The sequence below is a fragment of the Streptomyces sp. NPDC001880 genome (assembly GCF_053594575.1).
The window spans coordinates 1-10853 of the sequence record NZ_JBSFET010000140.1 but is presented as its reverse complement, the minus strand read 5'-3'; the positions used below and the strand labels follow the sequence as shown (position 1 = coordinate 10853).

Annotated in this window: 12 protein-coding genes and 1 pseudogene; 6 read left to right on the top strand and 7 right to left on the bottom strand. The window is 69.0% G+C overall.

Translation table 11 applies throughout. The annotated features are described in order from the left end of the window. The 3 genes from ACWCQ6_RS33920 to ACWCQ6_RS33910 form a co-directional block, all read right to left on the bottom strand. The coding region (locus ACWCQ6_RS33920; protein WP_451095858.1) for a helix-turn-helix domain-containing protein at positions 1–932 on the bottom strand (932 nt) is incomplete at its 3' end. Positions 933–1802: 870 nt separating this feature from the next. After that, a complete protein-coding gene (locus tag ACWCQ6_RS33915) occupies positions 1803–2027 on the bottom strand; it encodes a hypothetical protein (RefSeq protein WP_451095856.1) in 225 nt (74 codons plus the stop codon). 99 nt (positions 2028–2126) lie between these two features. Beyond that, positions 2127–2591: an SRPBCC family protein gene (locus ACWCQ6_RS33910; RefSeq protein ID WP_451095854.1), complete on the bottom strand. Its 465-nt coding sequence runs from the start codon at positions 2589–2591 to the stop codon at positions 2127–2129. A 124-nt stretch (positions 2592–2715) separates the two neighbouring features. Here ACWCQ6_RS33910 and ACWCQ6_RS33905 point away from each other — a divergent pair, with 124 nt between their 5' ends. Next, entirely contained in the window at positions 2716–3249 is a 534-nt protein-coding gene (locus ACWCQ6_RS33905) for a TetR/AcrR family transcriptional regulator (protein WP_451095852.1), read from the top strand. Positions 3250–3381: 132 nt separating this feature from the next. Here the strand turns inward: ACWCQ6_RS33905 and ACWCQ6_RS33900 are convergent, their stop codons facing one another. Then, the gene (locus ACWCQ6_RS33900; protein WP_451095850.1) at positions 3382–4761 is read right to left on the bottom strand and encodes an FtsW/RodA/SpoVE family cell cycle protein; all 1380 of its coding nucleotides are present in this window, start codon (positions 4759–4761) and stop codon (positions 3382–3384) included. A 364-nt stretch (positions 4762–5125) separates the two neighbouring features. Here ACWCQ6_RS33900 and ACWCQ6_RS33895 point away from each other — a divergent pair. Continuing rightward, positions 5126–5817: pseudogene (locus tag ACWCQ6_RS33895) on the top strand (transposase); the annotation flags it as partial. Positions 5818–5985: 168 nt separating this feature from the next. Here the strand turns inward: ACWCQ6_RS33895 and ACWCQ6_RS33890 are convergent. Beyond that, the gene (locus ACWCQ6_RS33890; protein ID WP_451095848.1) at positions 5986–6258 is read right to left on the bottom strand and encodes a hypothetical protein; all 273 of its coding nucleotides are present in this window, start codon (positions 6256–6258) and stop codon (positions 5986–5988) included. A 305-nt stretch (positions 6259–6563) separates the two neighbouring features. After that, positions 6564–7838, bottom strand: coding sequence for an APC family permease (locus tag ACWCQ6_RS33885; RefSeq protein WP_451095846.1), 1275 nt, complete (start codon positions 7836–7838; stop codon positions 6564–6566). Positions 7839–7958: 120 nt separating this feature from the next. Here ACWCQ6_RS33885 and ACWCQ6_RS33880 point away from each other — a divergent pair, with 120 nt between their 5' ends. Further along, entirely contained in the window at positions 7959–8702 is a 744-nt protein-coding gene (locus ACWCQ6_RS33880; protein WP_451095860.1) for a radical SAM protein, read from the top strand. Further along, positions 8699–8854, top strand: a complete 156-nt coding sequence (locus ACWCQ6_RS33875; RefSeq protein WP_451095844.1) for a hypothetical protein — start codon at positions 8699–8701, stop codon at positions 8852–8854. Before ACWCQ6_RS33880 ends, ACWCQ6_RS33875 begins: the two co-directional genes overlap by 4 nt. A gap of 9 nt (positions 8855–8863) precedes the next feature. On the opposite strand, the gene ACWCQ6_RS33870 is transcribed toward ACWCQ6_RS33875, so the two are convergent. After that, positions 8864–9046 carry a hypothetical protein gene (locus tag ACWCQ6_RS33870; protein WP_451095842.1) on the bottom strand — a complete coding sequence of 61 codons (183 nt, stop codon included), beginning with the start codon at positions 9044–9046 and terminating at the stop codon, positions 8864–8866. Positions 9047–9139: 93 nt separating this feature from the next. Between ACWCQ6_RS33870 and ACWCQ6_RS33865 the strand changes: the two genes are divergently transcribed. Next, positions 9140–10180: a helix-turn-helix domain-containing protein gene (locus ACWCQ6_RS33865; RefSeq protein ID WP_451095840.1), complete on the top strand. Its 1041-nt coding sequence runs from the start codon at positions 9140–9142 to the stop codon at positions 10178–10180. Between the two features lie 219 nt (positions 10181–10399). Next, the gene (locus tag ACWCQ6_RS33860; RefSeq protein ID WP_451095838.1) at positions 10400–10741 is read left to right on the top strand and encodes a hypothetical protein; all 342 of its coding nucleotides are present in this window, start codon (positions 10400–10402) and stop codon (positions 10739–10741) included. Positions 10742–10853 lie beyond the last annotated feature (112 nt).

The window sequence follows — 10853 nt, the reverse complement described above, 5'->3', positions numbered from 1 at the left end:
CCCGTGGCCAGTTCACCGCTCTGGCCGCTGAGCCAGCGCAGCAGCGCACGCCCGCTGTCCGTGAAGCGGATCGAGGGGTCGCGGTAGAGGGAGAGTGCGGCGCGCGGCTGGGCGCGCGCGGTCTCCGCCGGGGGCTCGGCGCGTCCGGAGACGCTTCGGAGAGGGCCTTCCTGGCAGGCGACCACACCGGCGCCGCTCGGGGCCCCCTCCCCCGGTGCGGGTCCCGATGAGGCGGCCGGTGGGGCCTCTCGGCCCCGGCCCGTATCGGTGGGGTGGCCCGATGCCGCGCGGCGCATCCGGTGCACTGTACTGATGGAGACCCCTGCCTCCTCGGCGACATCCCGGAGGGTTGCCTGCGGGCGTTCCGCGAGCAGGAGGCGGGCCTTCTCGCGGCGCTGTGGCATGTCGACGGGACGGGCCCTGCCGTCCCTTCCGACGCGCGCGGTCGCCGTGCTCATGCCGCTCTCGTCGCCGCCGTCTTTCGAGTGAGGAAATTCCTCACTCGCACACCTTCTCCGGGCGGCTCCCACGGTCTTGGGAGAGACCCCGCTGACCGCCGCGATGGCCCGGTCGGACCAGTGCGGATGGGAGGCGAGGATACGGACGACGGCCGCTCTGCGGTCCTTGAGGGTCAAGGGCAGTCCGTGGAGGGTGTTGGCCGCCACAGCTCGGACGAACAGGTCGGCCGACGAGCCCTCTACATAGCGGACGGGCAGGTCGCGCGCGCCGCGCAGTATCGCGGCACGCAGTCGGTGCATGCCGTCGACCACGCGGCCGGTGGCCCTGTGCACGAGGATCGGTTCGAGCTCCCTGCCGCTCTCGGCAAGCACCTGTGCGTGGTCGTGGCACAGGCCCCCGAGACGCGGTGAATCCGACGGCAACAGGGACGTCACGGGCACCATGTGGATCTCTGAGTCCAGTTCGTCGAGCAAGCTTCCTGACCCCTCTCGAGCTGTGACGACATGCGCCCGCGCCCGGAGCATGTCCGCATCTGGCCGTGTACGAGGACTGGTTTGTCTTCTCCGATGCGCTGCCCCCGATGTGTCGTCCACCGGTGGGCTGGTCGACCGGCGAGCTGTTTCATCGCAGTCGACTTCCGGGCAACTCCCGCCAATGGAGCGAAACTTGCCGCTGGCATACGGAAGGCCGGTCAACCACGCGGATCAGCGCGTCGACCGCCCTGTGTAGTGGCCGCATGTGAACCCCGGCGGTCTCCCCCGGGGGTTCGCGGCGGGAACGAACACGTTGACACGGCCCTGGGGACCGCGCCGCTTCTCTGGCGAGGTTTATGCCCGGCTTTGCGCAGACGCAATCCGGTCGGCGTGGCGTGTGGCGGCTCTCCCGGATCCGGGAATGTGACCTCTTGCGCAGCGCACGCGCCCCGTGCGCAATCTTCCTCTCCAGGCCACCGTGCCACCTCTCCGTTCATGAGTGATGTCGCCAGTACCGCCCGCGCCGCTTCCTTCACTCCCCTGAAGCCTGCACCCACTAGAACATAACAGCGAGGTGACGGAGGCGGTGAGACCCCGAAGGATCATGGCTGAAGCTCGTAGAACTGACGTCGGACGGATCGCCGAGGCTTCGAGCACTCAATTGGCTTGCGAGGCATTGCCGTCACGGGCTCCAGGAGCGCACTTTGGCCGGAAGCCAAAGGGTCTTCGCAGAAGCCGAAGGCCCGTGAACCGTGCATGGAGGATGGCGAGTTCTCGGCGGCCTTTTCCGAATACCGCCTGCTCTTACAGGGCAGTGGCGAGCCCCGCACCATCCTGAGTCTCTCGAGAAAAATCTCATGTCCGGATTCGTCAGATAATTCCTGGGGTGGTGAGTGGCCGCTGGTGGTCTCGACCGGTGCGGCGCAGGGCGGCGGCGATGTCGGCGTGGCCGTCCTGATGGTGAACGCCGATGGCGAGGTTGAAGAGCTGGTTGAGCACTCGACGGCGCCGAGGGCCGAGCATCATGTCCACCACCTTGCCCGGCAGCTCGAACTGGCCCTGGGGGAACCGGCCGTGCTGCGTTTGGAACTTCATCCGTACGCCCGCCTGAACCTCACCTCGACAGCCGTACCTGGTCCTCGTATCCCAGGCGAGCCGGACGGCTGGGAACCGGAGAACCGGCATCCGCCAACGTCAGGATCCGGCAGCCGACACGTGTCGAGCCAGCTCAGTGGCCAGGCGCCGCATGGCCGTGCGGTTGGCGCGCCGCATCGCGGCCCGGACGACGGGCGCCAGCAAGCGGTCGGTGACAGGCGCGAGCACCCAGGCGTACGTGAACGAGACGTGGCTCCCGCCGGTCCGCAGCGGCTCAATGGTGTAGGCGCCGTGGGCCAGGCGCCGACCGGCCGCGCTGACGTTCCGTTCCACGATGCGCCGCGGTGCGTCGGCTTCGACGACCTCGATGGTGACATCGACCTTCGCACCACCCAGCGCGGCGGTGACTGCGGCGCACGCTCCCGGGCCACGGCCGGGACCGCTGTAGCGCCAGCCGGTCAGATAGTGGTTCGTGAATCGCTCGTGGTGAGCCATGACGTCGAGAAAGCCGTAGACCTGCTCGGGCGTGTGCGGAACATCGATCGATACGGTGATGGACCTCATGTACCACACGGTACATAGCCCATGTACCAATGGGTACATTCATGGAGTGGTGAATGTGGATGACTCGAGGCGCTCCGGGGGCGAGGCAGCGCATGTAACGGACAGAGACCGACGCACCGCACTGGTGGACGCGGCCGTCGACCACGTCACGGCACACGGCATCGCGGACCTCAGCCTGCGCGGCCTCGGCACCGCGATCGGTGTCAGTCATCGCATGCTGATCCACTACTTCGGCACCAAGGAACAGTTGCTCGTCGAGATCGTCCGGACATCGGAGCGGCGGCAGCGCGACCTGCTGTCCAAGCTGCGCGAGGACCCCGGTCTCCCACCCGCTGACGTCGCACGGCTGCTCTGGAAGCAGTTGACGGACCCTCGGCTGGCCGGCCAGGAACGGCTCTTCTTCGAGATCTGCGGGTACGCGCTGCGGGGCCGCCCCGAGGCCGTCCCGATCCTGGACGGTCTCGTGGCGGACTGGCTGGAACCGCTCATGGCTGCCGAGGTCGCCGCGGGCGCGGCCCGTGCCGCAGCCCGCAACCGCGCGAGGCTGGGACTCGCCACCGTCCGTGGACTGCTGCTCGACCTCCTCGCCACCGATGACCGCGCCGGTGTCGACGCAGCGATGGAAGAGTTCCTCCAGCTGTACTACGGATCGGAGTGAAGCCCACGCGACGAAGCCGCCGGTCAAGGCACCCGGACGGGCCTCCGACAGCGTGTCGACCAAGCGGATTGAGATCCGGCTCGCTGAGCTGTACGCGCGGAGACCACCCGGTCAGGCGGCTGGGGTGGTGTTCTACGGTGCGGGGCGGCGTGCGGTGTCGCTGATGCGGATCAGGATGCCGATGAGGGCCCAGTTGGCGATGACGGAGGAGCCGCCGTACGCCAGGAACGGCATCGTCATGCCGGTCAGCGGGATCAGGCCCATCACACCGCCTGCGACGACGAAGACCTGCAGGGCGAATGCGCCTGACAGGCCGATGGCGAGGAGTTTGCCGAATGGGTCACGGGCGGCGAGGGCGGTGCGTACGCCACGCTCCGCGATCAGGCCGTATATCAGCAGGATTGCCATGATGCCCGTCAGTCCCAGTTCCTCGCCGAAGGTGGCGAGGACGAAGTCGGAGTTGGCGGCGAACCGGATGAGTTCGGAGTGGCCCTGGCCGAGACCGGTGCCGAGGGTGCCGCCGGACCCAAAGGCCCACAGCGCCTGCATCGACTGCTCGGAGTGACCGGCCACGCCCTGGCGGCTGAGCATGTATTCGTGCATGGGGTCGAGCCAGGCCTGGACACGCTGGTGAACGTGCGGCTCGAAGGAGGCGACGCCGACGGCGCCGGCCGCGGACATCAGCAGACCGAAGACGATCCAGCTGGTCCGTTCGGTAGCGGCGTACAGCATGATGACGAACATTCCGAAGAACAGCAGTGACGTGCCGAGGTCGGTCTCGAAGACCAGGATCAGGATCGAGAGAAACCAGATGACCAGGATCGGGCCGAGGTCACGGCCGCGCGGCAGGTACAGACCCATGAAGCGGCGGCTGGCCAGGGCCAGCGCGTCGCGCTTGACCATCAGGTATCCGGCGAAGAAGACCGCGAGCACGATCTTCGCGAACTCACCGGGCTGGATACTGAAGCTGCCGACGTGGATCCAGATCTTGGCGCCGTATATGTCGGCGCCCAGGCCCGGGACCAGCGGCAGCAGCAGGAGGAACAGGGCGCCCACCATGGAGATGTAGGTGTAGCGCTGCAGGACGCGGTGGTCCTTGAGGAAGATCAGGACGACGATGAAGAGGGCGATGCCCATCGTCGTGTACATCAGCTGCCGCGGCGCGGCCGTTCCTGCCTGCTTGATCGACTGCAACAGCGCGGACTGGTCCAGCCGCCAGATGACGACCAGGCCGAGTCCGTTCAGCAGCGTGGCCAGCGGCAGCAGCAGCGGGTCCGCGTTCGGCGCGGCCTTCCGTACGACGAGATGGGCGACGCCGGCCAGCAGGCCCATTCCCAGGCCGTAGCTCAGCAGGCCCGACGGCACCTGGTTGTTGACGGCCAGGCCCGCGTTGGCGTAGGCGAACGCGGTGATGACGACGGCGAACACCAGAAGCGCCAGCTCGGTGTTGCGCCGGCTCGGTGCGCCGATCGTGTACGTGTAATGCGTCGACGTGTCTGTGGTGCGGCTCATCGTGTGACGGGGCCTCTCACGGCTTGCATGCTGCTGACCCCAGCGAGGAGGCAGCCTTCTGCTCTCCCCAAAAGGCCGGGCCGGAGCCGGGGCTGGGAGTAGGTGCGGTAGTGGTCTGGAACGGCGGCTTCGAAGCCGCCGTGGTCGGCGGCGCTGTTGCCCTGGATATCGCTTTAGACGTGAAGGAAGCGTGTGCGGTTCCTGGGGTGCCTGTGGTACTGCTGACCTTGCCCCAGCCCGTCCGGTGCTGTCCCGGGACTCGCTGTCGTGCCGTCGTTCCCCTCGCGCCCCTGTATCCCGTCCACCGGCACTGGTGTGGGCAGACCTCGCTGCCCTGGGCCGGCGGCCGCACGCGAGGTGAACGTCATGGGGCGCGAAGGCCGGACGGTGGGGCAGCTGCACGTCGCACTCCCTCACCTCCGCATCCCGGCAACATCTCCTTCAGGGCGTAAACCTGATGCTGATTCAGGTGTCTGCCCGGGTGCCCGACAGGTGGACTCACGCCGCCACGTCGAGCCGGGCGGCGAAATCCGCGACGGAGTCCGGGTCGCTGAACTCGACGGCGACCGCCTCAAGGGCTAGCCGAAGGGAGTGCGGCTGATTGTCCGCCAGGAACGCCCGCACCCCGGCGCTTAGTTGCGGATCACCGAAGCCGACGGCCTGCGGCTGACCGCGTTTGCCACCAACACCCCTGGCGTCCCCATCGCCGCACTCGAACTGCGGCACCGTCAGCGAGTCCGAGTCGAGGACCGCATCCGGGCCGCCCGCGCCACCGGCCTGCGCAACCTGCCCCTGCACGACGCCCCCAGAACTGGATCTGACTGGAGATCGTCCTGTTCGCCCCCTACCTGCTGGCCTGTATGCCCAATGCTCGCCCTGAAGGACAAAACCCGCAGGTGGGAGCCCCGCCGTCTGAGGCTCCGTCTCTTTTCCGCCGCCGCCCAGATCGTCACGACCGCCCGCCGCCGGCACCTGAGATTCGCACGCCACTGGCCCTGGACCGACGTAATCACCGACGCCCTGGCACGACTCCAAGCTCTCCCCAACCCCGGCTGACCAGCACGTTCCCGTCCCTACGAGTCGCACCACCCCGACCGGAGCCGTGGAACCCGGCGCCCGCCCGACGCGACAGCCGGGCCATCAGCCTGACTACTACCAGCCCGAACAACCGAAACGGCCCGCTGGAGAAACCAGCGGACCGTCACGAAAGATCGAGGCCAAAGGCTAAAGCGACCGGTACTCAGCTGACGGATGGGCCAGTTCGGGGTGTTCCACGACGTACCGATCACCGTGAATCGCCAGCATCGCCCAGTGCCACGCCTCGTCGTGAAAGATGAGGCCACGGCACGGGGCGTCGTCCGGCTCGTACGGGTACCACTCCAGGGCGGCTTCCCGGGCCTGCGTCGGCGTCAACCCACCATGCCGCTGCATCACCCATGCGTAGCCACGCCGCTCGGACTGAAGACACTCGAGGTACTCCGTCTCACTCCACTTCACGGCCTCAACACTAATTGCTCGCCAAGAAGACGGGCTCTCGAGATGTGCCCCTGCTGCACAGGGTAGTGCGGCAAGGGCGTCCGCGTCCTCGGGGCGTCCGTCAGTCGCAGTACGGCCCTCCGGCTTGTCGGCGTTCTTCCCGAGCCCGAGGTGACCGTCCCGCCACACGATCAGCAGCCGGCGGTGTGATGAACGGCGTGGGCGGCAACATTCGCCGGCCCCACGCCCCCAGTCACGGCGCCCGGCCCGCAGGACGGCGCTGTCTCTACGGGCTCGGCCTCACGTTCCTTGCGGAGCGTCGGTGGCTACGCCCGTCGCTCCAGTGCCCGACGGATCGCGAAGGCGGCGGCACCGACGGCGAGTGCTGCGGCCCCGGTGACGACGGAGGAGAGCGGCAGGGCGAAGGCGAGGACGAGGCAGCCGGCCAGGCCGACCACGGGGATGATCCGGGCGGGGCGGCCCTCGGCGGGGGTGAGTGTGAAGGCGGAGGCGTTGGCGACGGCGTAGTAGGCCAGGACGCCGAAGGAGGAGAAGCCGATCGCCCCGCGGACGTCCGCGGTCGCGGCCACGGTGGCGACGACGGCGCCGACGAGGAGTTCGGCGCGGTGCGGGACCTTGAACTTCGGGTGCACGGCGGCCAGGGCGTGGGGCAGGTGGTGGTCGCGGGCCATCGCCAGGGTGGTGCGCGAGGTGCCGAGGATCAGGGCGAGCAGCGAGCCGAGCGCCGCGACCGCCGCGCCGGCCCGGACGAACGGGTCGAGCCAGTCGGCCCCCGCCGCCCGGGCCGCCTCCGCCAGCGGAGCTGTGGCCGCCGCCAGCCCGTCCGGGCCGAGGACGAGCAGCACCGAGACGGCAACGGCGGTGTACACGACGAAGGTGATGCCGAGGGCGACCGGGATGGCACGGGGAATGGTGCGGGCCGGGTCGCGGACCTCCTCGCCCAGGGTGGCGATGCGGGCGTACCCGGCGAACGCGAAGAACAGCAGGCCCGCCGCCTGCAGGACACCGCCCAAGGCGGCGTCCGAGCCGACCTCCAGCCGAGCCGCGTCCACAGTTGCGGAGGTCAGCGAGGCAGCCACGACGGCGGCGAGGACCGCCAGGACCACCGCCACAACGACCCGGGTGAGCAGGGCCGACTTCTGTACCCCGGCGTAGTTCACCGCGGTCAGCGCCACCACCGCCGCCACCGCGACCGCGTGGGCCTGGCCGGGCCAGACGTAGGAGCCGACGGTCAGTGCCATCGCCGCACACGAGGCGGTCTTGCCCACGACGAACGCCCACCCGGCAAGGTAGCCCCAGAACTTCCCGAGACGCTCACGTCCGTAGACGTAGGTGCCACCGGACGTCGGGTAGAGGGCGGCGAGCCGGGCGGAGGATGTGGCGTTGCAGTACGCGACGACCGCCGCCAGGGCGAGTCCGATGAGCAGGCCGGAGCCGGCCGCGCGGGCGGCCGGGGCGAGCGAAGCGAAGATCCCGGCGCCGAGCATCGAGCCCAGCCCGATCAGCACCGCGTCCGACACCCCCAGGCGCCGCTGGAGTTCGTCCGGGACTTCGGGCGTGGGCGAGGCAGTGCTGCTCAACGGCGTCTCTCCTTGTCGGCTGTGGCCGCCCATGGGTGCTGCGGTCCGCGCAGACGATAAGGGATCGGCCTGAACACGCGATGACGTCGTCATGCGCCGCACCGACAAGGCCGGACCCAGCTGCGGCACTGCGTCGGGTTCGGGTGCCGGAAGGTGCAGCTCATCGGTGGGGAGCCGCAGCTGAGCCCGCACTTCGGCCACCTCCTCGCGGGGGCGAAGCACATCGGGTACGGATTCGTCGAGGTGTTCTCCAATCTGACGCACCTCAGCGACGAAACGCTCGACTTCGCGGCGGAGCACGACGTTGCCTTCGCTACATCGGTGTACTCTCACGACCCCGCGGTGCACGACCGCGTGACCAAGGTGCGGTCCAGCCACGAACGCACCGTCCGGAACCTCCGCAGGCTCGTCGAGCGCGGAGTGACCGTCCGCGCCGCGGTGATCGCCATCGACCAGGGCCAGGACGACATCGACCGCACGAAGGACTTCCTGCACGGCATGGGCGTCGGCTCCGTACGCGTGGGCGACATCCGGGAGTTCGGCCGCGCGCAGGACGTCATGTCGCAGAACGCGCAGCTCTCGGGGTTGTGCGGCCACTGCTGGCGGGGACGGCTCTGCGTGAGTCCCGACGGTACGGCGGCAGCCCACACGATCCTGTTCTGTGCCGCGTCCGTCGGACTGTGTGCGTTGGCCACGAGCGACCGGATTTCGTACCAGCCCGTGGGCCGGAGTCGAAACCGAGCACATCGAATCCCGACTCACGGGTCCTCGGCGCGAGCGACGCAGCGAATCGGCTGGGCGTCGGACCCAGCCTGCCGATCGTCGCCTCGGTCGTCCCTGTCGTGGCCCTGCCCGCGCCCATGAGCTTCAGAGTGCGCGCCGACAGCAAGGGCCTCACCCTCTCCCGGGCACTGCTGCGCCGTCGCTACCACCGTCACAACATCGCGGGCCTGGACATGACCTTCGATGAGGACCCGATTCGGACTCGGCTCGACTCACGATGCGTCTGCGCCTGACCACGGCCCTCACCACAGGGCCGCGGGCCGCTCGACGACGTCCTCGGCCTCTCCCCCGGCCATCAACTGCGGGGCGCCGAACCGCGTCGGCTCGCAGACCTGTTCACCCTCCGCGCCACCAAGGGTGTTCCCCTCGCCACGCTCGCCCCGCCCAATCGCCCGGGTCGCCGCCCGGGAATCCAGCTCGCCCACTGACGCCCACCACAGCGAAGCTCCGAGGAATCCGGACCCCATGGTGAACGCTGGACTTGTCGCGCCCCGCGCGTCACACCCATGATGAGGGTCATGCCAAAGGAGCGGGGATCGGCCGGCGGCCAGGGTGCCGGCTCTCTGGTCTCGATGTCGAGCAGCGAACTGCCGCAGGGTGACAGGTTCGACTGGTACGTGGAGCTTGTGCGGGAAAACATCGCCCCCTTCTCCCTGAGAAGTGTCCATGCCCACGGATTCGAAGCCCATGTCGCCGCAGTGGATCTCGGTTCCGCGCAGCTCGCGCATTTCGTCTTCGAATCGCTCCATGCCGCACGGACACCACGGCACATCAGGCGCGGTGACCCGGAGACGTATCAGCTCGCCCTGGTCGGTGGCAGTCCTATGACTGTCAGACAGTGCGGGAACGAGGCCGAGATCGACACCGGCAGCCTGGTGTTCTTCGACACCTCCCACCCGTTGAACGCCTCTGTCGCCGATGAACGCGGGCAGGGCCGCGTCACGTTGCTGCGGATACCCAGGGGCGCCCTTCCACTGCCTGCGGGCCGGGTCAACCGGGTGCTGTCCCGACGGCTTTCCCCGGACGGGGTGAGCGGTCAGGTTCTGTGCCAGTACCTGACCACCGTCCGGGACCGTGCGGCTGATCTCGGCGCGGGTGAGCGTCATCGGCTCGGATCGATCGCCGTCGATCTCGCGGCCGCGTTCCTCGCCGAGCACGCCGACGCCCGGCATCCGAGATCGCTTGAGTCCCGGTACCAGGTCCTGCGCGCACGGATCGACTCCTACATAGAGCACAACCTCGGAAGTACGGATCTGACCCCCAATCACCTCGCGGCGCACCACCACATGTCCGTCCGTTCGCTCCACCGCCTCTTCGGCGACCGGCAGGAGACCGTGGCGGCCTCGATCCGTCGACGCCGCCTGGAACGCTGCCGGGCCGACCTCGCGGACCCGCGGCTTGCCGGATACCCGATCGCCGTCCTCGCGGCTCGTTGGGGGTTCCCGGCGCCCGCCGAGTTCAGCCGCGCCTTCCGGACGGCGTACGGGCTCAGTCCCCGTGCCTTCCGGCACCGAGCCATGTCTGCCGAGGCTCCACGCACGGCACGCCCTGCCAAGTAGCGTGGCGCGCAGGGCCAAGTCGCGTCCCCGGACCGCCGTGACGATGTGATTACCCATCAGGCGACAGAGCCGGCCGTACCGGACCGGCCGACGGCCTCGGCCATGCCGCCATGGGCCGGATCGGCCGAGGGGCCGTGGACAACAGGAGGAATCAGGCATCGCGTCAGCCGGACCACCGTAGGTGCCCACTCGTCGCCCGGCGGCCGGCGGGCGACTTCGGTGAGACGTCTCGCCCGCTTCCTCGCCATAGCGGCGGTCGCGCTGGCGACGGCTGTGGGGGTGACATCACCTGCCTCGGCCGAGACCCGGGTCATCACGGGCGCCTACGGCTACTTCGACCCGGGGAAGCTCATGTTCGGCGTGGGTGACACCGAACGCGACGGTCACGGCGTATTCATCAGGTGGCACGTGGACACCTACTGGGACGAGGTGGTGAACGGCAAGGGAAACGGCACGTGGACGGACGAGTACCTCCCTTACAACTGGCCCGACGCGCTCCTGGAATGGAGGGTCTGCGTCTCCGGTGTCCGCTGCTCGTCGTGGGTCCAGGAGCGCCTGTAGGCCGCCGAGTCGTCGAACTGCCGCCCGGGTCAGCTGCGGCGGTGTCGCCCGCTGGAACGGAGCGCCTGTGGCGCTTGAACCGGCGCGCACGGTCGGTGCCACGGGCTCCCAT

Excerpts from the sequence above, each read along its gene's own strand:
- ACWCQ6_RS33875 (WP_451095844.1), top strand. The coding sequence starts at position 8,699 with ATGAGCTTCAGAGTGCGCGCCGACAGCAAGGGCCTCACCCTCTCCCGG.
- ACWCQ6_RS33900 (WP_451095850.1), bottom strand. The coding sequence starts at position 4,761 with ATGAGCCGCACCACAGACACGTCGACGCATTACACGTACACGATCGGC.
- ACWCQ6_RS33910 (WP_451095854.1), bottom strand. The coding sequence starts at position 2,591 with ATGAGGTCCATCACCGTATCGATCGATGTTCCGCACACGCCCGAGCAG.
- ACWCQ6_RS33915 (WP_451095856.1), bottom strand. The coding sequence starts at position 2,027 with ATGAAGTTCCAAACGCAGCACGGCCGGTTCCCCCAGGGCCAGTTCGAG.
- ACWCQ6_RS33865 (WP_451095840.1), top strand. The coding sequence starts at position 9,140 with ATGCCAAAGGAGCGGGGATCGGCCGGCGGCCAGGGTGCCGGCTCTCTG.